The organism is Kitasatospora sp. LaBMicrA B282 (assembly GCF_050325825.1).
Lineage (GTDB): Bacteria > Actinomycetota > Actinomycetes > Streptomycetales > Streptomycetaceae > Kitasatospora.
This window is the reverse complement of sequence record NZ_JBNQTI010000156.1, coordinates 1-22,217: the sequence shown is the minus strand read 5'-3', so window position 1 is coordinate 22,217 and position 22,217 is coordinate 1. Positions and strand designations below refer to the sequence as shown.

Annotated in this window: 20 protein-coding genes; 11 read left to right on the top strand and 9 right to left on the bottom strand. The window is 73.5% G+C overall.

Translation table 11 applies throughout. The features are described 5' to 3' along the window. On the top strand, positions 1-552 hold a 552-nt coding region (locus ACQRUO_RS31220), incomplete at its 5' end, for an RHS repeat-associated core domain-containing protein (RefSeq protein WP_428319476.1). Positions 553-559: 7 nt separating this feature from the next. Continuing rightward, the gene (locus ACQRUO_RS31215) at positions 560-1,123 is read left to right on the top strand and encodes a hypothetical protein (protein ID WP_428319475.1); all 564 of its coding nucleotides are present in this window, start codon (positions 560-562) and stop codon (positions 1,121-1,123) included. A gap of 111 nt (positions 1,124-1,234) precedes the next feature. Here the strand turns inward: ACQRUO_RS31215 and ACQRUO_RS31210 are convergent, their stop codons facing one another. The 6 genes from ACQRUO_RS31210 to ACQRUO_RS31185 all read right to left on the bottom strand — a co-directional run bounded on the left by ACQRUO_RS31210 (position 1,235) and on the right by ACQRUO_RS31185 (position 7,937). Continuing rightward, positions 1,235-1,939: a DUF4232 domain-containing protein gene (locus ACQRUO_RS31210; protein WP_428319474.1), complete on the bottom strand. Its 705-nt coding sequence runs from the start codon at positions 1,937-1,939 to the stop codon at positions 1,235-1,237. A gap of 142 nt (positions 1,940-2,081) precedes the next feature. Next, positions 2,082-3,125: a S66 peptidase family protein gene (locus tag ACQRUO_RS31205; protein ID WP_428319473.1), complete on the bottom strand. Its 1,044-nt coding sequence runs from the start codon at positions 3,123-3,125 to the stop codon at positions 2,082-2,084. A gap of 49 nt (positions 3,126-3,174) precedes the next feature. Further along, positions 3,175-3,801 carry a hypothetical protein gene (locus ACQRUO_RS31200; RefSeq protein WP_428319472.1) on the bottom strand — a complete coding sequence of 209 codons (627 nt, stop codon included), beginning with the start codon at positions 3,799-3,801 and terminating at the stop codon, positions 3,175-3,177. A gap of 128 nt (positions 3,802-3,929) precedes the next feature. Beyond that, positions 3,930-5,147 (bottom strand): mannosyltransferase family protein, encoded by a 1,218-nt coding sequence (locus tag ACQRUO_RS31195; RefSeq protein ID WP_428319471.1) that lies wholly within the window; start codon positions 5,145-5,147, stop codon positions 3,930-3,932. Positions 5,148-5,403: 256 nt separating this feature from the next. After that, the gene (locus ACQRUO_RS31190) at positions 5,404-6,912 is read right to left on the bottom strand and encodes an MFS transporter (RefSeq protein WP_428319470.1); all 1,509 of its coding nucleotides are present in this window, start codon (positions 6,910-6,912) and stop codon (positions 5,404-5,406) included. Between the two features lie 329 nt (positions 6,913-7,241). After that, positions 7,242-7,937 carry a TetR/AcrR family transcriptional regulator gene (locus ACQRUO_RS31185; protein WP_428319469.1) on the bottom strand — a complete coding sequence of 232 codons (696 nt, stop codon included), beginning with the start codon at positions 7,935-7,937 and terminating at the stop codon, positions 7,242-7,244. 313 nt (positions 7,938-8,250) lie between these two features. On the opposite strand from ACQRUO_RS31185, the gene egtA reads away from it, so the two are divergent. The 6 genes from egtA to ACQRUO_RS31155 all read left to right on the top strand — a co-directional run bounded on the left by egtA (position 8,251) and on the right by ACQRUO_RS31155 (position 14,557). Then, complete coding sequence (gene egtA, locus ACQRUO_RS31180) at positions 8,251-9,600, top strand: ergothioneine biosynthesis glutamate--cysteine ligase EgtA (RefSeq protein ID WP_428319468.1); 1,350 nt, start codon at positions 8,251-8,253, stop codon at positions 9,598-9,600. After that, positions 9,594-10,976 (top strand): ergothioneine biosynthesis protein EgtB, encoded by a 1,383-nt coding sequence (egtB, locus tag ACQRUO_RS31175; RefSeq protein ID WP_428319467.1) that lies wholly within the window; start codon positions 9,594-9,596, stop codon positions 10,974-10,976. The genes egtA and egtB overlap by 7 nt, the downstream gene beginning before the upstream one ends. Further along, the gene (gene egtC / locus ACQRUO_RS31170) at positions 10,976-11,749 is read left to right on the top strand and encodes an ergothioneine biosynthesis protein EgtC (RefSeq protein ID WP_428319466.1); all 774 of its coding nucleotides are present in this window, start codon (positions 10,976-10,978) and stop codon (positions 11,747-11,749) included. Before egtB ends, egtC begins: the two co-directional genes overlap by 1 nt. Further along, positions 11,746-12,720: an L-histidine N(alpha)-methyltransferase gene (gene egtD / locus ACQRUO_RS31165; protein ID WP_428319465.1), complete on the top strand. Its 975-nt coding sequence runs from the start codon at positions 11,746-11,748 to the stop codon at positions 12,718-12,720. Before egtC ends, egtD begins: the two co-directional genes overlap by 4 nt. A 288-nt stretch (positions 12,721-13,008) precedes the next feature. Next, on the top strand, positions 13,009-13,614 hold the full coding sequence (locus tag ACQRUO_RS31160; protein ID WP_428319464.1) for a TetR/AcrR family transcriptional regulator: 606 nt from the start codon (positions 13,009-13,011) through the stop codon (positions 13,612-13,614). A gap of 37 nt (positions 13,615-13,651) precedes the next feature. Further along, complete coding sequence (locus ACQRUO_RS31155) at positions 13,652-14,557, top strand: AurF N-oxygenase family protein (protein WP_428319463.1); 906 nt, start codon at positions 13,652-13,654, stop codon at positions 14,555-14,557. A gap of 41 nt (positions 14,558-14,598) precedes the next feature. Here ACQRUO_RS31155 and ACQRUO_RS31150 read toward each other — a convergent pair whose 3' ends face one another. The 3 genes from ACQRUO_RS31150 to ACQRUO_RS31140 form a co-directional block, all read right to left on the bottom strand. After that, positions 14,599-16,434, bottom strand: coding sequence for an NAD-binding protein (locus ACQRUO_RS31150; RefSeq protein ID WP_428319462.1), 1,836 nt, complete (start codon positions 16,432-16,434; stop codon positions 14,599-14,601). A gap of 115 nt (positions 16,435-16,549) precedes the next feature. Then, positions 16,550-17,266, bottom strand: coding sequence for a polysaccharide deacetylase family protein (locus ACQRUO_RS31145; RefSeq protein WP_428319461.1), 717 nt, complete (start codon positions 17,264-17,266; stop codon positions 16,550-16,552). Further along, positions 17,263-18,369 (bottom strand): MGDG synthase family glycosyltransferase, encoded by a 1,107-nt coding sequence (locus ACQRUO_RS31140; RefSeq protein ID WP_428319460.1) that lies wholly within the window; start codon positions 18,367-18,369, stop codon positions 17,263-17,265. The genes ACQRUO_RS31145 and ACQRUO_RS31140 overlap by 4 nt, the downstream gene beginning before the upstream one ends. Before the next feature lie 492 nt (positions 18,370-18,861). Here ACQRUO_RS31140 and ACQRUO_RS31135 point away from each other — a divergent pair, with 492 nt between their 5' ends. From ACQRUO_RS31135 to ACQRUO_RS31125, 3 genes are all read left to right on the top strand, one after another. After that, positions 18,862-19,539: a response regulator transcription factor gene (locus tag ACQRUO_RS31135; protein ID WP_428319459.1), complete on the top strand. Its 678-nt coding sequence runs from the start codon at positions 18,862-18,864 to the stop codon at positions 19,537-19,539. Next, a complete protein-coding gene (locus ACQRUO_RS31130; protein ID WP_428319458.1) occupies positions 19,532-21,055 on the top strand; it encodes a sensor histidine kinase in 1,524 nt (507 codons plus the stop codon). The genes ACQRUO_RS31135 and ACQRUO_RS31130 overlap by 8 nt, the downstream gene beginning before the upstream one ends. 176 nt (positions 21,056-21,231) lie before the next feature. Continuing rightward, positions 21,232-22,217: RNA polymerase sigma factor (locus ACQRUO_RS31125; RefSeq protein WP_428319457.1), on the top strand; the 986-nt coding region annotated here is incomplete at its 3' end.

Below are 22,217 nucleotides of genomic sequence, written 5' to 3'. Positions count from 1 at the left end.
CACCGCCACTACGACCCCACCACCGCCCGCTACCTCACCCCCGACCCCCTAGGCCTCACCCCCGCACCCAACCACACCACCTACGTCCACAACCCCCACACCTGGACCGACCCACTCGGACTCGCCCCGGAGGAGTGCAGTGGCGGTGCACCAAGGGGATACCCTTCACAGCCGGCATTTGGTGGAGAGACAGGCGGTCCATGGAAGGACCCTTATCATCCCGATGAGGTGCAGAGGCGGATCGATGCTGGCCAGCGTGCCTGGCAACAGATCCCGAGGGAAGTCCACAACACGGTAAACGGCATTGAAAGCGGGCGAGTCACCCAGCGGATCAACAGCAATGGGCCCGACTGGTTCAACGCAAATGGGAGAACAAACAGCCCTTGGTACAATGCGACCATCTTCACCGGCGTTGGCTCACCCACGACCCTGACCCGCGTGCTGGTGCGAAGCGACGGGGTCGTCGGCTACGTGCTCGGCCACAACTACAACAACGTAATTGAGTACGGGTATGCCAGGCTTCCCGGCCAGTACGTACCGAGACCAGAGTGATCCCGAAATGGACGGAACGAAATTGAAGGAATCTCTTGCCGCAGCAGGCCTCCTGGTCCTGGACGAATGCGTCGACCTGGATCGGCTCATTCCCCCCCTTGTCACCGGCCAGGCGCCCAGCTGTCCTCCCGAGGACGGCCGGACCGAATCCTTGGTGAACATCGATGACCCGCTGCTACTTGAGAAGGCCAATGCAGACTGGTACCGACTTTCGATCGAAGCAGGTCTTTTTTCGGAGGCCGATCGCCGATTTCTGGTCGCGCTCACCCCGGAGGAGGACGGCCCCTCACAGTGGATCTGCGTAGAATTGCAGGAAACCTGGGATATCATGGGGAAAGGTGCTTCGGGCCCTCTTGGCAGCGGGTACTGTCGTCCCGAATTCCGCATGCTATCGCTTGACGGGTCGGTGCTTGCCTGTGGCACCACCTGGGAGTCCGCAATCAGTACCTTCGTACTGAAATCACCACTCGAGTCGCAGGTCCTTCGCAAGTTCGCCGAATGGGTGGCGACCGGCGAGATCGGGCATCCAGCGGAGAGTGCTGCGGCACGTCGCTGGCTCGATCGCCGTTAGGGCACGCATTCACAGAGCCCGCCAACTGCGTAGCACCGAACCGTGCGCTCAATGGATCACTCTGTGCAGCTCGGAAGTACCATCCGACCACTGCCGGAACCCGCCGCTGTCCTACCCGTGCGGTGGAGCGTCGACGTCCATCGGGCCGATCGTGAGGGTGGTGGAGGTGACCATGATCGAGGAGTCGGAGCCCGCCGGGGCGTCCAGCATCGTGATGGGGGCCACCAGGGGCTGGGTCTCGTCCGGCGGGATGACCTGGACCTTGAGCGCGCGCGGGTAGCCCGCGGTGGCGCCCGGCTCCTTGGTGTCGAACCGGACGTAGGCGGCGCTCGCGGCCGACTTCGTCGGATCCGCGCTGCCCCGGGAGAGCGTCTGGGTGGTCACCTGGCCGTCGCCGCTCAGGGCGAACTGCGGGTTGCGCACGTCCTTCATGCCCAGCGGGTGACCGCTCTGGTCGAGCAGTTCCACGCCCGGGTAGCCGTGCAGGGTGCAGGTGCGGGCGGACTTGTTGATCAGCTCGATCGTGAAGTCGCCGGTCCCGGACGCCCCACCGTCCTGCGGGCCCATGATGACGTCGAGGCTGAGGTCACTGCTGTGGCACCGGTCGCCGGCGGGGGTGGCCGGGCCGGCGGGTGACTTCGTGCCCTGGGCGGGCGGCAGCGTGGTCACCGGGTGGGCGGTGGACGCTGCCGCCGCGGAGGCGGTGGGCGCGGCGGCGGGTGCCGCCGCGGGCGAGTCGGCGGGGCCGCAGGCGGTGAGCCCGAGCCCGGCCACCAGGGCGACCGTCACGGCTGTCGCGAGCTGACTGATGCGCATGAGTTCCCATTCCCCGGGCCGAGAAGACGTGGTCAACGCCTCTTACGCAGTCGGGTGCCCGCGCGGTTGGGTCAGTTGCGGTGCTGTGACGGCATCAGGACGGTGACGTGGCAGAGGAGAGCGAGAACCGACCCGGCAGCGCTCAGTACCAGACGGTGATCCGCCGCTCCGGCCCGTCCACCCGGATCCGACCGCCGCAGGGGAGGATCTGCTGGGGGTCGGTGTGCCCGAAGTCCACGTCGAACACCGCCATGGTGTCCGGCGCGTACTCGGCCAGCGCGCGCAGCACCGCCGCCCGCTGCTCGGCGCGGTACGCGGTCTTGGCCGCCGCGTCGTTCGGGCGGCTGAAGCTCCACGCCTTGGCGCGGGCCATCAGCAGGGCCGGGAACTGGCGCAGCAGGCCGCGTTCGCCGAGGTTGCGCAGGATCCGGTAGACCTCCTCGCCGCCCGGCAACTCCTCAGAGGTCTCCAGGAAGAGCACCTGCCCGGCGTACTCCTCGACCGGGCGGATCTCGCGGTCGGCCATCGCCATCCAGGCGAGGATCTCCAGGTTGCCGCCCCAGCCCGGCGCGTCGACCACCCGGTCCGGGTTGTGCCAGGTCCAGCCCTCGCCCGCCTCCAACGGCGGCTCGGCGTCGAGGACGCCGGGGGTGCCCCAGAACCCCTCCTCGTCACCGGTCAGGTCGGCCGGCTTCAGCTCGTACGGGCCGGAGCCGAGCAGGGCGGCGCGCAGCGAGTCCGTGCTGACGGGGTTGAGCGCGCCGCCGCGGCCCAGGTGGACCATGGTCGAGCCGCCGTGGTAGCTGACCATGCCCAGGTTGCGCAGGAAGAGCAGCAGGTTGGTGTTGTCGCTGTAGCCGAAGAAGGGCTTGGGGTTGGCCCGGATCAACTCCCGGTCCAGGTGCGGCAGCACGGTGATCTGGTCGTCGCCGCCGATGGTGGCCAGCACCGCCTTGATGGTGGGGTCGGCGAAGGCGGCGTGCAGGTCGGCGGCGCGCTCGGCCGGGGTGGCGCCCAGCTTGCCGGTGGTGGGGTACTCGACCGGCTCCAGCCCGAACTCCTCGCGCAGCCGGCGCAGTCCGAGCTCGTGCGGCTCCGGGAAGCTCGCCGGTCCGGCGAAGCCGGGCGAGAGGATCGCGACGCGGTCACCGGGGCGGGGCTTGGCGGGGTACACGGGTTGGGTCATGGGGCTGATCCTACGGACACGGAGATTCCCTTGGCCAGCAGGTTTCGACTCAGCCGAGCCGCTCCAACTCCTCGGCCCGCCGCAGGTCCTTGGGGCGCCCGACGGCGCGGCGCATGGCGATCAGGTCGGCGCGCGCGAGGTAGCGGATCACCGTCCCGTCCGCGCCGGGGGCGGTCAGCGCCCGGGCGACGAAGCCGGTGACGTCCAGGTCGCCCCAGGGCAGCGCCAGGGTGCAGCAGTCGCCGCTCGCCCGCGATGTCGTGAAGTCGACTTTCGGCAGCAGGAACGCCCCGGCCGTGCAGGGCAGTTCCCGTCCGTCGTCGTCGACCAGCCGGGCGCCCACGGCCGCGAAGGCGGCGGCCATCGCGCCGGCCCGCTCGGGGGCGCCGTCCCAGAGCAGGTCGAGGTCGCCGGTCAGCTCCTGGGAGCCGTGCAGGATCCCGGCCACCTGGCCGATCACCACCACCCGGGCGCCGTGCCGGTCGAGTTCGGCCAGCAGCCGCAGCGGGTCGAAGCCGATCGCGCTGTCGGTGGCGACGGTACCCAGCCGGTCGTCGGCGTCGTCGTGGGTGATCCCGGTGGCGGGCCGGTCCCGGACCAGCTCTGCGGTCCGCAGGACGGCACGGCGCAGCCGGTCCACGGGATCGGACGCGGGGAGCGGCATGGGCACGGACATGGGCACGGGCTCCTCGGGGTGACCGGACGGGAGGGTGACGAACCGATCGAGGAGATCACGCGTGCGTCCGCACCGTCCACCGGATAACCACCCCGGTCAGCCCGTCAGCCCGTCAGCCAGTCAGCCCGTCAGCCCGTCCAGCGTCCGGTCAGGAAGGTGAGCGCGATGACGACGGACAGCGGAGCGACGAGAGCGGTGTACGTCACGGTGAAGCGCGGCACCTTCCGCGCCCGGGCGGCCAGCAGGGTCCACAGCGGCCACCACAGCAGGGTGGCCCGGGGCACCGACATGTACCAGAACGAGGTGCCGAGCGCCGCCAGGTTGAGGGCGAGGTAGAGGCCCTCGGGCCACCGGCGCTGCTTCACCAGGACGGCCAGGACCGCCACGCCGACCAGCATGGCGAGCAGTTCGGCCTGGAACGCGGCCGCGAAGCTGAGGGGGTAGCCGTGGCCGAAGGCGGTGTGCCAGGTGTTCAGCCAGGCTTCCCAGGGCGTGTGGAACTCCCGGTGCCAGCCCCGCTGCTGGGCGTGGTCCCAGGCGGCCCAGTCGCCGGTGTGGGTGTGCAGGTACCAGAACAGGACGGCAACGGGTTGGGCGGGCAGCAGCAGCCACGGCAGCCGGCGCCAGCGCCGTCCCGGCGCCTCCGCCCGGACGGTGAGCAGGAAGTGCAGCGCGATGGCGGCGGCGAGGAACAGTCCGGTGACCCGCACGGAGGTGGCCAGGGCCGCCAGCACCGCGGCCACCGGCCAGTCGCGCCGCTGGGCGGCGAGCCAGGCGGGCAGCGCGAAGGCCAGGAAGAGCGCCTCGGAGTAGCCGATCGCCAGGAAGACCGCGCAGGGTGACAGCAGCAGGAACAGGACCGCGTGCGGCCCGGGATCCGTACCACCGTCGGGCAGCTGGTTCCTGGCGATCCGCGCCAGGGCGAGGACGACCACGCCACCGGAGACGAAGGAGACCAGCAGGCCGGCCGCGGTCCAGTTCGGGATCACCGTGTGGACCGCGCGCAGGCAGAGCGGGAAGCCCGGGAAGAAGGCCTCCCGGTTGTCCCAGCCCGCTTTCCAGGGTCCGGACCCGCCGGGGAAGTAGCCGGTGCGGGCGATGTCCAGGTAGAGGTTCCAGTCCCAGCGCTCGAAGGGCGAGAGCAGCGGGGCCGGATCGCGGGCGGAGCCGTCCCCGGGGAAGACCCAGCGCGCGCAGTAGGCGAGGGTCCAGATGCCCACCCGGGTGAGCAGGTACAGCCACAGCACCTCGCGGTCGCCCGGGGCCAGTCGGCGCACCCAGGGCACGGGTCCGGGCGCGGGTGGCGGCTGAGCGGTGAGCGGGCTTTCCAGCAGACCAGTCGACATGAGGCCTCCCGCCGGGTGAGCAGCTGTCTCCGGCGCACGGTACGAGCGCGCCGGACCGGCGTTCCGCAGCCGCACCAGGGGCCCGGCCCGAATTCACCTGACTGCCGCACAGGCACCGGGCCCCCGCGAACGACGCCGCACTGGCACCGGCATCGGCACCGGCCCCCGCGAACGCCGAAGCGCCGCCCCTCCGCTGGTGCGGGAGGGACGGCGCCTTGGGCTCAGTCGAGTCGTGCCGTCAGGATCCGGTGCTGCGTCAGTGCGCCATCACGGGGACGTCGGCCGCGGCGTCCGTGTCGGAGCCACCGACCACGTTGCTCTTGCCGCCGCCGTTCAGCAGCACCAGCGAGATCGCCGCCGAGACCAGCAGGAACCCGAAGGACCACCAGATCGCGGTGGCGAAGCCGTGCACCGCGGCCTCCGCCTTGACCAGCATCTGCGCCTTCGCCGGCGCGGTCTGCGCCAGCGCGTGCGCCTTGGCGAACGCCGTGGTCGCGCTGGTCGCCACGGTGCTCAGCGCCGCGGTGCCGATCGCTCCGCCGACCTGCTGCGAGGTGTTGACCATCGCGGAGGCGACACCGGCGTCGGTCGGGCGGACCCGGAAGGTCGCCAGGCTCATCGCCGGCATGAAGGCGGTGCCCATGCCGAGACCCATCAGGATCAGGCCCGGCAGCAGCAGCGCGTAGGAGGAGTCCACCTTGATCTGGGTGAAGATCAGCATGCCGGCCGCCGCGACCACGAAGCCGGGGCCCATCAGCCAGCGGGCCTGCACCCGGTTCATCAGGCGGGCGCCGATCTGGGTGGAGCCGGTGATCATGGCGGCCACCATCGGCAGGAAGGCGACACCGGTGGTGACCGGGGTGTAGCCGAGGATGGTCTGCATGTAGTAGGTCAGGAAGAGGAAGAGACCGAACATGCCGATCACGGCCAGGCCCAGGGCCAGGTAGGCACCGCCGCGGTTGCGGTCCATGACCACGCGCATCGGCAGCAGCGGGGCGCTGACCAGGTTCTCGACCACGACGAACGCGATCAGCAGCACGGCGGCCGCGATGAACAGACCGATGGTCACACCGGAGGTCCAGCCGTCCGTGGAGGCCTTGGTGAAGCCGTAGACCAGCGAGACCAGGCCGCTGGAGACCAGCAGCACGCCGGGGATGTCCAGCTTGTTGCGGTTGCGGGTGCCCTCCGGCTCCCGGATCACCATCACCGCGCCGAGGACCGCGACGATCGCGAACGGCACGTTGATCAGGAAGGTCCAGCGCCAGTTCAGGTACTCGGTGAGGACACCGCCGAGGATCAGACCGATGGCGCCACCGCCACCGGCGACCGCGCCGTAGATGCCGAAGGCCTTGGCGCGCTCCTTGGGCTCGGTGAACATCACCGTGAGCAGCGAGAGCGCGGCCGGCGCGAGCAGCGCACCGAAGATGCCCTGGAAGGCGCGGGCGCCGATCAGCATGCCGGTGCTCTGCGCGGCACCACCGATCGCCGAGGCGGTGGCGAAGCCGACCAGGCCGGTCATGAAGGTGCGGCGACGGCCCCACAGGTCGGAGATGCGGCCGCCGAAGAGCAGCAGGCCACCGAAGGCCAGCGCGTAGGCGGTGATCACCCACTGGCGGTTGGTGTCGCTGAAGCCGAGCGAGTGCTGGGCCGAGGGCAGGGCGATGTTCACGATGGTGGCGTCGAGCACCACCATCAGCTGGGCCAGGGCGATGAACCCGAGCGCCTGCCAGCGCCTGGGATCGGCCTGCGGAACGGTCTGAGACATGGGTGTACTCACCTAACGGCAGGAGTTGCTACACGGACTTGCTACACGGGCTCGCTGAGCGGGACATTGCCGAGCGATAAACAGCACTGCTGGTGACGCGGACGGGCGGGTCGGGACCTGTGGTGGGCACGTCCGCGTCGATGTCTGGGGGCCGGCCGGGACGAGGTCGGGGCCTGGCCGGAGGCTGCCGGTCGTCGGGGCCGGCTGGTCTCACGGGCGGTGGGATCGGTGATGCGGTGGGATCGGTGGAGCGGTGGGATCGGTCAAGCAGTGGGATCGGTGGAGCGGTGGGATCGGTGGAGCCTGGGATCGGTGGTGGTGCGGGTGGCTCAGGTCGGCGGGTCGGGCATGTGCCGCCGCAGGTCCTCCAGGGTGACCGGGCGGCCGGGGAGGACCGAGGGCGCGGGGGCCCGCAGTCCGTCCAGGAACAGGTGCAGGTGGCGCTGGACGAAGACGCCCTCCTCCAGCGAGTCGAGGCCGGGCAGCGGCCGGGTCAGCCGGGCCAGGGCGGTGAACAGGTCGCCCGGGCCGATGTCGGGCCGCACCGCACCGGCCACCATGGCCCGGTTCAGCAGCTGCTCGACCACCTGCTCCAGCTCCACCTTGATGGCGAAGAGCTCGTCGTCCCCGCGGAGCTCGAGGTGCTCGGTGACCAGCGCGCAGAGCGCCCCGATCCGCTCGTCGGTGGCCGCGAGCACGTAGTCGCGGATCGCCTCGAACGGGTCGCCCTCGTCCTCGAGCGCCTGCTGGGCCCGCTCCCGCACCCGCGAGAGCACCCGCAGGGCGACCTGGCGGAGCAGCGCGGCGCGGTCCGGGAAGTTGCGGTACAGGGTGGCGTTGCCGACCCCGGCCCGCTTGGCGATCTCGTCCAGCGGCACGTTGGCGCCCTCGACCGCGATCAGGTCACGGGCGGCGGTCAGGATGAGCTCCCGGTTGCGGGTGGCGTCCTTCCGGAGCCGGGGCGCCGCGGCGCGCAGACCGGCGGCGATGGCCGAGGTGCACACCCCGGCCGGCTTGGTCTTCATCACGGCGCTCCTTTCCGGGGACTCCATCCCCACTTCCTCGACTGTACTCCAAACGGGGAGAGGGTCCCCACATATTTCCGCCCGGAGCGCTCCATCCCGAATGTGAGGCAGCTCACCTCACTCGGTTGCCCGCGCTGACCAGCGGGAATCGACAGAGTGCAACCGAGCGCCGGGCGGGTCCGGATGGCCCGCCGCAGACTGGGCAGGAAGCCGGATTGTCCCGCTCCACCAGCGCACGAGGACGGTGAACAGAGTGAATCTCGCCAGATCGTCGAACCCTCCCCTCGATGCCGTGCCCCAGGCACCACCCACCGTGACCCCCCTGACCCAGTCGTCCGCCGAGGCCTACGTGGCCAGCACCTGCTTCAAGATCGGCCCTCCCGGCCGGGTCGGCGTCGAACTGGAATGGCTGGTCCACGACTCCTGTCACCCGCACACCGCCCCCGACCCCGACCGGGTGGACGCCGCACTCGACTCGCTGCGACTGCCCCCCGACCTCCCCCTCCTCCCGCACGGCTCCCGGCTCACCCGCGAACCCGGCGGCCAGGTCGAGCTCAGCTCCCCCGCCGCCGACGACCTGGCCGGCTGCGTGCAGCTCGCCCGGCTCGACCTCGCGGCACTGCGCACGGCCTTCGCGGCCCAGGGCCTCACCCTCGCCGGCTACGGCACCGAACCCCACGCACGTGAGCGCGAGGTGACGCTGCGTCAACCTCGCTATCTGGCCATGGAGGAGTTCTTCGGCCGCGCCGGGCCGTGGGGCAAGATCATGATGTGCACCACCGCGTCCACCCAGGTCTGCCTGGACGCGGGCACCGACGACTACGCGGGCACCGACCACACCGCCCAGGGCGGCGGCGGGAGTGACGGGAGTGACGGCACGGGCCCGGCCGGCCGGCTCGGCTTCCGGGCCCGCTGGGCGCTGGCCCACCGGCTCGGCCCGGTGCTGGTCGCCGCCTTCGCCAACTCCCCGCTGCTGGACGGGCGCCCCACCGGCTACCGGTCCACCCGCCAGGCCGTCTGGTCCCGGATGGACCCCAGCCGCACCCTGGCCCCCGCACTGGACGGCGACCCGCGCACCGCCTGGGCCCGCTACGTGCTGGACGCCGCGGTGCTCTGCGTGCGCCGCTCCGACGACCGGCCGTGGAACGCCCCCGCCGGGCTGACCTTCCGCGCCTGGCTGGACCGGCCGGAGCCCGAACGCCCCACCCTGGCCGACCTCGAGTACCACCTGACCACCCTCTTCCCGCCGGTCCGCCCGCGCGGCTACCTGGAGCTGCGGATGATCGACGCGCAGCCGGGCGACGGCTGGGTGGTGCCGGCCGCGCTCACCGCCGCGCTGTTCGCCGACCCCAAGGCCGCCGACGCCGCCTTCGAGGCGCTGGAGCCGCTGGCCGCCGCCACCGCGGAACCGGGGCCGCGCGGCCCGGCCTGGACCAGGGCCGCCACCCGCGGCATGGACGACCCGGTGCTGCGCCAGGCGGCGCTCGGCTGCTTCGCCGCCGCCGAGTCGGCCCTCGCCGACCAGCCCGCCGCCGCCAAGCTGCGCACCGCCCTGGCCGAGTTCGCCGACCGCTACCCCACCCGGGGCCGCTGCCCCGCCGACGACCTGCTGGAGGCGCCCGCCGCGCGCCGCCCCGCGCCCGAGGAGGACGCACCTTGCTGAACCCCGACCCGGCCCCGACCGCCCCCGCGATCCCCGAACTCGACGGCGAGCAGCTGCGCGAGGCGATCGCCGGCGAGCTGCAGGCCGCCCGGGACCGTACCCGGCTGCTCACCGACAGCGTGGACGACGGTGAACTGACCGCCCAGCACTCGCGGTTGATGTCCCCGCTGGTCTGGGACCTGGCGCACATCGGCAACCAGGAGGAGCTCTGGCTGCTGCGCAACGTCGGCGGCCGGGACCCGATGCACCCCGAGATCGACCCGCTCTACGACGCCTTCGAGCACCCGCGGGCCGCACGCCCCTCGCTGCCGCTGCTGCCGCCCGCCGAGGCCCGCCGCTACGCGCACGAGGTGCGCGGGCGGGTCTTCGACCTGCTCGGCGAGGTGAAACTGGCCGCCGGCCCGGACGCCGCCGCGCCGCTGCTCGCCGACGGCTTCGCCTTCGGCCTGATCGCCCAGCACGAACAGCAGCACGACGAGACGATGCTGATCACCCACCAGCTGCGCACCGGCGCCGCGGTGCTCACCGCCCCGACCCCCGCCCCGGCCCCGGGCTCCGCCCTGCCGGCCGAAGTGCTGGTCCCCGCCGGCCCGTTCACCATGGGCACCGACACCGAGCCCTGGGCACTGGACAACGAGCGCCCGGCCCACCTGGTCGACCTGCCCGGCTTCGCCATCGACACCGTGCCGGTCAGCAACGCCGCCTACCAGGCCTTCATGGCGGACGGCGGCTACGCCGAGCCGCGCTGGTGGACCGCCGAGGGCTGGGCGCACCGGATGACCGCCGGCCTGAGCGCGCCGCTGTTCTGGCAGCGGGAGGGCGGGCAGTGGCTGCGCCGCCGGTTCGGGCACCTGGAGCCGGTGCCGGCCGAGGAGCCGGTGCTGCACGTCACCTGGTACGAGGCGGACGCCTACGCCCGCTGGGCCGGGCGGCGGCTGCCGACCGAGGCCGAGTGGGAGAAGGCCGCCCGGCACGACCCGGCCACCGACCGCTCCCGCCGCTTCCCGTGGGGCGACGAGGCACCCGGACCGCAGCACGCCAACCTCGGCCAGCGCCACCTCCAGCCGGCCCCGGTCGGCAGCTACCCGGAGGGCGCCTCGCCGTACGGCGTGCGGCAGTTGATCGGCGACGTGTGGGAGTGGACGGCCAGCGACTTCACGCCCTACCCGGGGTTCCGGGCCTGGCCGTACCGGGAGTACTCGGAGGTCTTCTTCGCCGCCCCCGGGAAGCCTGCCGAGTACAAGGTGCTGCGCGGCGGCAGCTTCGCGGTCGCCCCGGTGGCCTGCCGCGGCACCTTCCGCAACTGGGACTACCCGATCCGGCGGCAGATCTTCGCCGGCTTCCGCACCGCCCGGGACCTCGTGGACGGTCGCTGATGTGCCGTCACCTCGCCTACCTGGGACCGACCACGAGCCCGGCCGAGATACTCCTGCGGCCCGCGTACGGGCTGTACCACCAGTCCTGGTCCCCGCGGCTGCAGCGGTACGGCACGGTCAACGCCGACGGCTTCGGCTTCGGCTGGTTCACCGCGGGCGACCCGGAACCCGCCCGCTACCGCCGCGCGGTGCCGATCTGGGCCGACGAGAACCTGCCCGACCTGGCCCGGGTGCTGCGCACCCACGCGCTGCTGGCGGCGGTCCGCTCGGCCACCGCCGGCACCGCGGCCGGCGCGGCGGCGGCCGCGCCCTACACCGGCGACGGCTGGCTGTTCAGCCACAACGGCGCGCTGCCCGGCTGGCCCGGCACGGCCGGGAAGATCGCCGAGCTGCTGGACCCGGCCGACCTGCTGGAGCTGGAGACCCGGGTCGACTCGGCGCTGGTCTGGGCCCTGCTGCGGCGCCGGCTGCGGGCCGGCCAGGAGGTGGGCGACGCGCTGGCCGCCACCGTGGCCGAGATCGTGCAGCACACCGACGCCCGGCTCAACCTGCTGGTCACCGACGGCCGGCAGATCGCGGCCACCACCTGGGGGGACACCCTCTTCCACCGCCTGGAGCTCGGCCGCAGCGTCCTGGTCGCCTCCGAACCCGGCGACGACGGCCCCGGCTGGACCCCGGTGCCCGAACGCTCCGTCCTGCTGGCCACCCCCGAAGCGGTGGTCGTCCGCCCGTTGGACCCCACCGCAGCACTCCGAGAGGACCGCGTCCGATGACCGCCTTCGAGCTCACCCGCCTGCTGCCCGGCGACCACTTCGCGCAGGCGCTGCGCGCCGACGTGCGGCACGGTCTGACCGCTCCCGCCAAGTCGCTGCCGCCCAAGTGGTTCTACGACAAGCGGGGCAGCGAGCTGTTCGAGGACATCACCCGCCTGCCCGAGTACTACCCGACCCGGGCCGAGCGGGCCATCCTCACCGCCCGCGCCACCGAGATCGCGCAGGCCACCAAGGCCCGGACCCTGGTCGAACTGGGTTCCGGCTCCTCGGAGAAGACCCGGCTGCTGCTGGACGCGCTGCGCACGCTCGGCACCCTGGACACCTACGTGCCGGTGGACGTCTCGGAGAGCGCGCTGCGCGAGGCCGGGCACGCGCTGGCCGCCGACTACCCCGAACTCGCCGTGCACGGCGTGGTCTCCGACTTCACCGCCAGCCTGGCACTGCCGCGCGCGGTGCACGGGCCCCGGCTGGTGGCCTTCCTCGGCGGCACCCTGGGCAACCTGCTGCCGGTCGAGCGCGCCGGCTTCCTCTCCGCGCTGCGCGCTGAACTCTCGCACGGTGACGCACTGTTGCTCGGCACCGACCTGGTCAAGGACCCGGCCGTGCTGGTCGCCGCCTACGACGACGCGGCCGGGGTGACCGCGGAGTTCAACAAGAACGTGCTCAACGTGCTGGACCGGGAGCTCCAGGCCGGCTTCGACCCGGACGACTTCGACCACGTCGCACTCTGGGACGCCGAGCAGGAGTGGATCGAGATGCGGCTGCGCTCCCGCCGGGCGCAGCGGGTGCCGATCCCGGCGCTCGGGCTGACGGTGGAGTTCGCCGCGGGCGAGGAGCTGCGCACCGAGGTGTCGGCGAAGTTCCGCCGGGAGCGGGTGGCCGAGGAACTGCACGCCGCCGGGTTCGCCCTGCGGCACTGGTGGACCGACCCCGAGGGGCGGTTCGGGCTGTCGCTGGCGGAGCCGGTGTAGCAGTCACCGCGTCACAGACCGACCCACCGGGGTCCGGGCCACTGGGCCTGTCCGGTGGATCTTGGCGGATCAGCGCGCGGCGTTGGGCGCCCGGCTGGGCGTGCCGGCGGATCGTCCTCGTACTGGACGTACTTGGATGATTCGCCGGTGCGTCCAGGCGGGATGCCCGGCGTCGCGCGCCCGGCAAGATCCGCCGGACAGGCCCGGGCTCGGGCCCCGGTGGCTTGTTGATGGAGGAGCGTGCGCGGGGGCTTGTCGAAGAAATGAATCGCTGCTTCACTTCTTGCCGTGGCCTACCGGAAGACGCCTGCCGTCCAAGCCCGCCTCGACGCCCAGCGCGCGGCGGTGCTCTGCGCCGCCACCGAGCTGCTCGCCGAACACGGCTACGCCGCCTGCTCGGTGGCGGCGGTCGCCGAGCGCGCCGGGATCGCCACCGGGACGATCTACCGCTCCTTCCCGAGCAAGGCCGAGCTGGTGGCCGAGGTGTTCGGCGCCGTGGTCGGGCGCGAAGTGGCCGCGGTGCGCGAGGCGGCCGCGTTCGCCGGTGACCTCCAGGCCCAGGTCGCCTCGGTGATCGGCACCTTCGCGGGCCGCGCGCTGGGCCACCCGCGCCTGGCCTACGCGCTGATCGCCGAGCCGGTGGACCCGGAGGTGGAGGCCGAGCGCCTGGTCTTCCGCCGGGCCTTCCGCGACGTCATCGCCGAGCGGATCGCCGAGGGCGTGGCGGCCGGCCGACTGCCCGAGCAGGACGCCGAGCTGACCGCCGCGCTGCTGGTCGGCGGGGTGGCCGAGGCCCTGGTCGGCCCGCTCTCCGACGGCGGCCGGGCCCCCGCCGACCTGGTCCCGGCCCTGATCACCTTCGCGCTGCGTGCCCTGGGCGGCACCCCCACCTGACGCCCCACCCCCACGAGCCCCGAACCGGAGCCGCACCATGAGCGACCTCGCCCTCACCGCAGCGGACGCCCGCGAGCAGAACGCCGAACGCCTGCTGCGGGTCTCCGCCAAGCACTCGCACGACCCGCTCACCGAGATCGACTGGGACGCCCCGATCGACCCCGACCTGTTCGCCCTGCCGCCGCACCGGGTCGCGCTCTACGGCACCCAGCTCTGGCACCGGCTGACCCCGCGGCAGCAAGCCCGGTTGAGCACCCATCAGCTGGCCAGCGTCACCTCGGCCGGCATCTGGTTCGAGCTGATCCTGATGAACGGCCTGGTCCGACACGTCTACGACGGCGACCTGACCACCCGGCACCTCCAGTACGCGCTGACCGAGGTGGCCGACGAGTGCCGCCACTCCACCATGTTCGCCAAGTACATCGTCAAGACCGGCTACCCGAGCGCCCGCCCGAGCAAGCGGGCGCACCGCCGCGGCAAGCTGCACCTGCTGCTCAACGACACCACGATGACCTTCGCCGGCGCCATCTTCGTCGAGGAGTTCACCGACGCGATGCAGCGCGAGATGATCCGCGACGAGAGCCTGCAGCCGCTGGCCCGCTCGGTCGCGAAGATCCACGTGATCGAGGAGGCCCGGCACATCGGCTACGCCAAGCCGGAGTTGGAGCGGCGCTGGGCCCGGATGAGTCCGGTGCGCCGGGCCGTGTTCCGCCAGGCGATCGGGGTGCTGGCGTACGAGGCGGTGCTGGAGTGCGTCAACCCGCGGATCTACGCGCTGGCCGGCCTGGACCCGGCACAGGCCCGGGCGATAGCCGAGGCCAACCCGCACTGGCGGCAGGCCAAGCTGGACTGGTCCCGCAAGGCGGTGGAGTTCTTCCGCGAGCTGGGCATCATCGACCGGCACAGCGAGGCGATCTGGCGGCGCGCCTCGCTGCTGGCCTGAGCTGCGGTCGGCATCCGAGTGAGCGGCCCGTCGGCTCCGGGTCAGCTCCCCGCCGGTTCCACCGCGAGCGGCTCCGGCGCGGCGTTGTTGAGCCGGGCCAGACCGCCGCGGGTGGCGACCAGCACCACCCGGTCGCCCGGCTTCAGCCCGCGGCTGCGGTCCGCGTACCCCCACTGGTAGCTGCTCGGCGAGCGGGCCAGCCGCACCGCGAGCACCCGCAGGCCACCGAGCGCCTCCAGGTCGTTGCGGCTCATCCCGACCAGTTCGCCGCCCTCCTCCGCGGTCAGCTCGGCGATCAGCAGCACGTGCCGGAAGACCGAGAGGGTGCCCAGCACTTCACGGCCCATCAGTGCGGCCCCGAAGGCCGGTGCGGCCAGGTAGGAGACCGAGCGGGAGGCCACGTTGTCCAGCGTCCGGTAGACGTGGCCGGCGAAGTCGTCGTCGAAGAGCCGCACCACCACCCGGACGTCCGCGCGCTCCGCCCTGGCCTCCAGCGCGGCCTCCAGGTTCGTCGCGTCGTCGCTGGTCACCGCGACCACCGCACGGGCGTGCCGGGCCCGGGCGGCGCGCAGCTGGTCGGCCAGCGGCCCGTCGCCGACCACCACCGGAATGCCGAGCGCCCGCATCGCCGCGATCCCACGGGCCTGCGGATCACGCTCCAACGCGGCCACCGGGACGCCGAGTTCCCGCATCAGGGTGGCCACCCGGGTGCCGACGTTGCCGAGCCCGACCACGATCACGTGCCCGCGCAGCCCGGCGCTGGGGCTGCGCGGCTGACCGCGCCGGCCGGCCGCGAGCAGGTCGACCACGATCGCGGTGAGCACCGGCACCAGCGCGATCCCGCAGAAGGTGATCACCACCTGGGCCAGCCGCTGCCAGGAGCCCCCGGTGCCGCCGGTCGGGTTGGCGGGCGTGTCCGGCTGGGCGGAGCCCGCCACGTCGAGCAGGGTGGTGTAGAGGGTCCAGCCGAAGCTGTGGTTGAAGTACCAGATGATGCCGGCCGAGGCGGCGACGGCCACGAAGGTGAAGGCCAGCACCAGCCGGATCCGCATGCCGGTGAAGAACCGCAGCCCGTCCAGGAACCGGTAGAGCAGCCGGAACCGCAGCGGCACCCGCAGCCGCGGCTCGGTGGGCAGGGTCTGCAGCACGGCCATCCCGTTGCCGCTCTCCACCGTGTTGGCGTACCGGACGCCGCCGACCTCGATCGGCCCGCCCTCGCCGAAGGCCTGGGCGAGGCGGATGAAGTCGCTGGAGGCCGGCTCGGTGTCCGGCAGCAGCCGCAGCTTGGTCAGGTCCTGCCGGTCGATCCGGTCGGCGGCCACGCACAGGTGACCGGCCTGCAGGTCGGCGTCGTAGGCGACGTAGAGGTACCGGTCGCCGACCTGCACCGAGTTGGGCCGGGCGAGCGCCCCGTTGGCGAAGGCGGGCGCGGCGGTGGCCGAGCCGGAGAGCGCGGCGCAGTTCTTCAGCAGCACCTGGATCTGTTCGCCCAGGCGCTGGTTGAACATCCGCAGCACGATCCGGATCTCCGGGTTGAGGCCCTGTGCGGTCAGCGCGGTGTGGATGTTGGCCTGGTCGTCGGCGTCCACCAGGGCGATCCCACGCGCCCGGCCGGCCCCCGCCGCCACCAGCGCCTCCTGACTCACCCCCGGGAACTCCAGCACCGCGACGACGCCCTGGATGCCCGCGATCCGCGGGGCGTGGTCGCGCATCCGGTCCGGCACGATGGCCACCACCGGGACCTCGTAGTGCTCGACCAGTTCCAGGATCAGACGGTGCGCCAGGGCGTTGGCCCCGCAGACGATGTAGTGGTCCCGCAGGTCCGCCTCGGGCGAGACGGTCGCATGTGGGAGAACCCCCCGAGCTACCTGTGTCATAGTCCGGATGGTAGTGCGATCTCGCTCCCGCCGGGCGTCGGCATGAGCAAGTTCAGAGGGTTCCGGACGGGAGTTGACGGCTGGTCGGCTGCGGCCGACCAGCCGTCGACTCCGCTCAGCGCAGGCCGTGCTCGCGCAGCGGGCCGACCTTCAGGCCCTCCTCGGCGCAGCGGTCGAGCAGGCGGGGCAGCGCGCCGAGGGTGGAGCGCCAGGCCTGCGGGGCCGAGGTGCAGTCCGAGTCGTGCAGCAGCACGGTGCCGCCGGCCAGCGGGGCCCGGGTCAGGGTGCGCAGCACCGAGTCGGGGGTGGCGCGGGAGGTCCAGTCCTGACCCCAGTGGGTCCAGAGCACCGGGCGCAGCCCGTTCTCCCGGGCCGCGTAGAGCGCGGCGGTGTTCAACACCCCGTAGGGCGGGCGGTAGTAGCGCGGCTCCTGGCCGGTGACCGAGGCGATCAGGTCGCGGGCCCGGGCCACGTCGTCCCGGGTCGCCTTCGGCGAGCGGATCAGCAGCGGGCGGTGCTCCCAGCCGTGCACGGCCACCTCGTGGCCCGCGGCGACCAGGTCGCGGCCCAGCTCGGGGGCCCGCTGCAGCATCCGGCCGAGCAGGAAGAAGGTCGCCTTGGTGCCGGTCTTCTCCAACTCCGCCAGGAAGAGCGGGGTGGAGGCCGGGTCCGGGCCGTCGTCGAAGGTGAGCGCGACGTGGCCGGGGTCGCCCGGACCGCTCAGCCTGGGCGCGAGCAGCGGGCGCAGCGCCCCCAGCGAGGTGAGCGCGGGCAGGCCGTGGCCGAGGGCCAGGGCACCCGCGGTCAGCGCCGCGGCACGAGTCGCCTTCACGAGGCCACCTCCAGGATCGGTGCGGGCAGGCCGCCGGCGAGGGCGGCCACCAGGTCGTCGGCGTCCGGGGCGGTGCGCCGGCGCGGCAGCCCGACCCCGGCGAGCGCCTCGACCAGCGCCTTGTCGAGCTGCTGCCCGTCGCGGACCCACACGGCCAGCCCGGCCTCGTCCAGCGCGGCGGCGTTGGTCACCCCGTGACCCGGCAGGCAACGGTAGCTGACCACCGGGACACCACTGGCCATCGCCTCCAGCGAGGTGAGCCCGCCGGCGTTCTGCACCACCACGTCGCTGGCCCGCAGCAGCGCGGGCATGTCCTCGACCCAGCCGAGCGCGACCCCGTTGCCGGTGGCGGCCAGCTTCTCGCGCAGCGCGGTGTTGTGGCCGCAGACGGTGACCGGGACGGCCACCTGGCCCGCGGCGATCTCCCGGTGGGTCTGCTCCACCTCGCCGACGCCCCAGGAGCCGGCGGTGATCAGCGCCACCGGGCGGTCGGCGGGCAGGCCGAACCGGGCCCGCTCGCGCTGCCGTTCGGCGGCCGAGCGGGCCGGGCGGAAGGCGGGGCCGACCAGCGGGGCGCAGATCTCCACCACCTGGGCGCCGTGCCGCTGCGCCTGGTCGGCGGCCACCGGGTCCAGCGCCAGGTGCAGGTCGACGCCGTCGGCGACCCAGAGCGGGTGCACCGACATGTCGGTCAGGAAGGTGGCCACCGGGACGTCCAGTTCGCCGCGCCTGCGCAGCCGGCCGAGCGCCTGGCTGGCCAGCGGGTAGGTGGAGACCACCGCGGCGGTGTCCGATCCGACCAGCTTGCGGGTGCGCCGGGCGGCGGCCTTGGCGAAGAGCGAGCGGACGAAGGAGCCCGAGCCCTGGTGCTTCTCCAGGCCGTGCAGCAGCCAGCCCCAGGCCCACGGGGCGATCTTCAGTTCCAGCGCGTAGCTGCCGCGCAGCAGGCGCCCGCAGCCCGGCGGCAGCAGGTCGAGGAAGTCGTGGCACTCGGCGTCGAAGCCGGCCGCGCGCAGCCGGCGGACCAGTTCGCGGGCGGCCCCGTCGTGCCCCGCCCCCACGCTCGCGGACACGACGGTGATCCGCGACAGTCTCGACCGCATCAGGCTCCTTCCAAGGGCGGGAGCCACCGCCGACGCGGCAGCCGCACCCGCCGCGACGTACTGCGTCTCACGGATGTGCTGGGACCACCGGGCCCGCGGCCCGGCGGTCCTCGGCCGCCGCGCACCCGCCGGACCGACGGGTACGGAACCAGTCCGGATCCGGTCCGGAACCGCTACGGACCGGCTCCGAGATCCCTGTCGGAGCCGGCCCAGCTCGGCGAGCCACCGGACCGGCCGGTCAGGCACGTGACGGTAGGCCGTGCAACGGGAGTCCACGTGACCGGTGGCCGGACGCCAGGTGTCCGGGGACCGAACTGCTGCCGGTCCTAACCGCTGCCGACCCGTACTCCACCGGGGTCGGCCACCCTTCTCCGCCCACCCGTCCCGGTGAACTGCCGCGCCACAGCATGGGCACCCCAAGCTGAAGCCTGGCTGAAGCAAGCTGAAGGGGTCTTCAGCAAAGTCTCAAGGCGGCCTGGGATCCTGGTCGACATGCGCGTACTGGTGGTGGAGGACGAGCGGCGGCTGGCCGCGGCGTTGCAGCGCGGTCTGCAGGCCGAGGGCATGACCGTCGACGTGGCCCACGACGGCCCGCAGGGCCTGTGGTTGGCGGGAGAGCACGACTACGACGTGATCGTGCTCGACATCATGCTGCCCGGGGTCAACGGCTACCGGGTGTGCGCGCGGCTGCGGGCGGCCGGCAACGACGCCGGGATCCTGATGCTCACCGCCAAGGACGGCGAGTACGACGAGGCCGAGGCGCTGGACACCGGCGCCGACGACTTCCTCTCCAAGCCGTTCTCCTACGTGGTGCTGGTGGCCAGGCTGCGCGCGCTGGCCCGCCGGACCGGCCGGCGCCGCCCGCAGTCCCTGGAGTTCGGCGACCTGGTGATCGACCCGGCCCGGCACAGCTGCACCCGCGGCGGGGTGGCGATCAAGCTGACCGCGCGGGAGTTCGCGGTGCTGGAGTGCCTGGCCCGGCGGGTCGGCGAGGTGGTGGCCAAGCGGGAGATCCTGGAGCAGGTCTGGGACAGCGCCTTCGAGGGCGATCCGAACGTGGTGGAGGTGCACGTCAGCGCGGTGCGGCGGAAGATCGACGCGCCGTTCGGGCGGGCGGCGCTGGAGACCGTGCGGGGCGCCGGGTACCGGCTGGCGGCCGACGGTGGCTGAGGCGTTCGCGGCCTCCGGCGTGGCGGGGGGCGGCTCGGCGGCCTCCGGCGCAGCGGGGGGCGGCTCGGCGGGAGGCCGGGCCGCGGGGGCGGCCACCCCCACGGAGGCCGCCACCCCCGCGCAGGCGGCGCGGCGCGGGCTGCGGCGACTGCGGCCGATGACCGTGCGGGCCCGGGCCACCCTGGGCGCCAGTGCGGTGGTCGCCATCGCGCTGGCCATCGCCTCGCTCTCGCTGCTCGGCCTGCTCGACGCCAACCTGCTGCACAACGCGGAGAGCGACGCCGAGGCGCAGGCCACCGCGGTCGCCCAGCTCGCCCAGGCCGGCCGGCTCGACCCGCTGCTGCCGCCGACCCACGGCGCCGACTTCCTGCAGGTGGTGAACGAGCAGGGCCAGGTGCTCACCGCCAGCCAGAACCTGACCGGCCGGCCGCCGGTGGTGGCCCGCCACGCCACCGTGCCGGGCACCGTGCTCAGCACCATGGACATCTCCGGCCTCGGCCAGGACCACCGCCAGCGCGTGGTGCAGGTCACCACCGAGACCGGCGGCGGGCTGGTCAGCGTCTACGCCGGCACCTCGCTGCGGGACGCCGACGCCGCCGACGAGACCACCGCGGCGGCGCTGGCGGTCGGCATGCCGCTGCTGCTGCTCACCGTGGCCTGGGTCACCTGGTGGGTGACCGGGCGGGCGCTGCGCCCGGTGGAGGCGATCCGGGCCGAGGTCGCCGAGATCAGCGACCGCGACCTGCACCGGCGGGTGCCGGTGCCGCAGACCCACGACGAGATCGCCCGGCTGGCGGTGACCATGAACGCCACCCTGGACCGCCTGGAGTCCTCCGGACACCGCCAGCGGCAGTTCATCGCGGACGCCTCGCACGAGCTGCGCAGCCCGATCGCGGTGCTGCGCACCCAGCTGGAGGTCGCGCTCGCGGTGCCCGACCCGGCGGCCCGCCCGGAGCTGATCACCGGCGCGCTGGAGGACACCGAGCGGCTCCAGCAACTGGCCGCCGACCTGCTGCTGCTGGCCCGGATCGACGCCGCCGAGCCGCACGCGACCACCCTGCTGGACCTCACCGAGCTGGTCCGCGAGGCGGTCCGGACCCGCCGCGGGGACCGGGTTCCGGTCGACACCGAGTTGGCCGAGGGCATCACGGTGGCCGGCAGCCGGCTCTGGCTGACCCGGGTGGTGACCAACCTGCTGGACAACGCCCAGCGGTTCGCGGAGCACTCGGTCCGGGTGCTGCTGCGGGTCGACGAGGCGGCCGGGCGGGCGGTGCTGGAGGTGGTCGACGACGGGCAGGGGATCCCGGTGGCCGACCGCGAGCGGATCTTCGAACGGTTCACCCGGCTCGACGACGCGCGCAGCCGCGACCACGGCGGCACCGGCCTGGGCCTGGCCATCGCCCGCGACCTCGCCCAGCACCACCGCGGCACCCTGACCGCCGAGGCCGCCGCACCGGACGCACCCGGCGCCCGCCTGGTCGCCCGCCTCCCGCTCGCCGGCCCGGCCCAGGGCTGAGCCCGGCCCGGACTCCGTTCCTCTCGCCACCCACCGTTCGCGGGTCGGTCTAGGATCCCGATGACGACGATCCGGCTGCGCCCGCGGCGAACTTCGGTCGGCGGTTTCCGTTATCGGCCGGTCCCGGGTGGGTCTCCCAGGGTGGACGGGTCGGTTGACGGAGAGGGTGGGCACGGGTGGACACGGTTGCGGACGAGAACGTGGTGCGCCGGGCGCGGGCCGGGGACGAGGACGCCCGCGAGGAACTGCTCGCCGGGCACCTGCCACTCGTCTACAACATCGTCGGCCGCGCCCTGGACGGCCACCCGGACACCGACGACGTCGTGCAGGAGACCATGCTCCGCGCGGTGGACGGCCTGCCCCAGCTGCGCGAGGAGGGCGCCTTCCGGTCCTGGCTGGTGGCGATCGCGCTGAACCAGGTGCGGCACCGCCACCGCGCCCAGCAGAGCGCCCGGTCCGCGCAGGCGGGCGGCCTGGAGGAGGCCCGCGAGCTCGCCGACCCGGCCGCCGACTTCGTGGGGCTGACCATCGTCCGGCTCGGCCTGTCCGGCCAGCGCCGCGAGGTCGCCGAGGCCACCCGCTGGCTGGACGGGGACGACCGGGACGTGCTCGCCCTGTGGTGGCAGGAGGCGGCCGGCGAGCTGACCCGCGCCGAACTGGCGGCCGCGCTGGAGCTGACGCCGCAGCACGCCGCGGTCAAGGTGCAGCGGGTGAAGGAGCGGCTGGACACCGCCCGGGTGGTGGTCCGGGCGCTGGCCGCCCGCCCCGGCTGCCCGGAGCTGGCCCGGCTCACCGCCGACTGGGACGGCACCCCCGGCGCGCTGTGGCGCAAGCGGATCGCCCGGCACGCCGGCGAGTGCCCGGGCTGCCAGGGGCAGTCCGGCGACCTGGTGCCGCCGGAGGGGCTGCTGGCCGGGCTGGCGCTGCTGCCGCTGCCCCGCGGGCTGCACCACCTGCGGCTGGCGGCGAGCCACTCGGCCGGCGGCCACCCGGCCGGCAGGCACCCGGCGGGCGGCCACTCCACCGGTAGTACCCCCACCACCGGCCACCCGGCCGCCAGTGCCCCCGCCACCGCCCACCCCGCCACCGCCCACCCCCAGCCCCCCGCCGCGCAGCACCAGGGCCCGGGCCACGGCGCCCGCCGCCGCTCCCCCGGGGGCGG

Bases quoted from the DNA above. Each gene is read 5' to 3' on its own strand.
- ACQRUO_RS31215 (WP_428319475.1), top strand. From the start codon at position 560: ATGGACGGAACGAAATTGAAGGAATCTCTTGCCGCAGCAGGCCTCCTG.
- ACQRUO_RS31150 (WP_428319462.1), bottom strand. From the start codon at position 16,434: ATGACACAGGTAGCTCGGGGGGTTCTCCCACATGCGACCGTCTCGCCC.
- ACQRUO_RS31195 (WP_428319471.1), bottom strand. From the start codon at position 5,147: ATGTCGACTGGTCTGCTGGAAAGCCCGCTCACCGCTCAGCCGCCACCC.
- egtD (WP_428319465.1), top strand. From the start codon at position 11,746: ATGACCGCCTTCGAGCTCACCCGCCTGCTGCCCGGCGACCACTTCGCG.
- ACQRUO_RS31200 (WP_428319472.1), bottom strand. From the start codon at position 3,801: ATGTCCGTGCCCATGCCGCTCCCCGCGTCCGATCCCGTGGACCGGCTG.
- ACQRUO_RS31185 (WP_428319469.1), bottom strand. From the start codon at position 7,937: ATGAAGACCAAGCCGGCCGGGGTGTGCACCTCGGCCATCGCCGCCGGT.
- ACQRUO_RS31140 (WP_428319460.1), bottom strand. From the start codon at position 18,369: ATGCGGTCGAGACTGTCGCGGATCACCGTCGTGTCCGCGAGCGTGGGG.
- ACQRUO_RS31205 (WP_428319473.1), bottom strand. From the start codon at position 3,125: ATGACCCAACCCGTGTACCCCGCCAAGCCCCGCCCCGGTGACCGCGTC.
- ACQRUO_RS31155 (WP_428319463.1), top strand. From the start codon at position 13,652: ATGAGCGACCTCGCCCTCACCGCAGCGGACGCCCGCGAGCAGAACGCC.
- ACQRUO_RS31210 (WP_428319474.1), bottom strand. From the start codon at position 1,939: ATGCGCATCAGTCAGCTCGCGACAGCCGTGACGGTCGCCCTGGTGGCC.
- ACQRUO_RS31190 (WP_428319470.1), bottom strand. From the start codon at position 6,912: ATGTCTCAGACCGTTCCGCAGGCCGATCCCAGGCGCTGGCAGGCGCTC.
- ACQRUO_RS31135 (WP_428319459.1), top strand. From the start codon at position 18,862: ATGCGCGTACTGGTGGTGGAGGACGAGCGGCGGCTGGCCGCGGCGTTG.
- egtC (WP_428319466.1), top strand. From the start codon at position 10,976: ATGTGCCGTCACCTCGCCTACCTGGGACCGACCACGAGCCCGGCCGAG.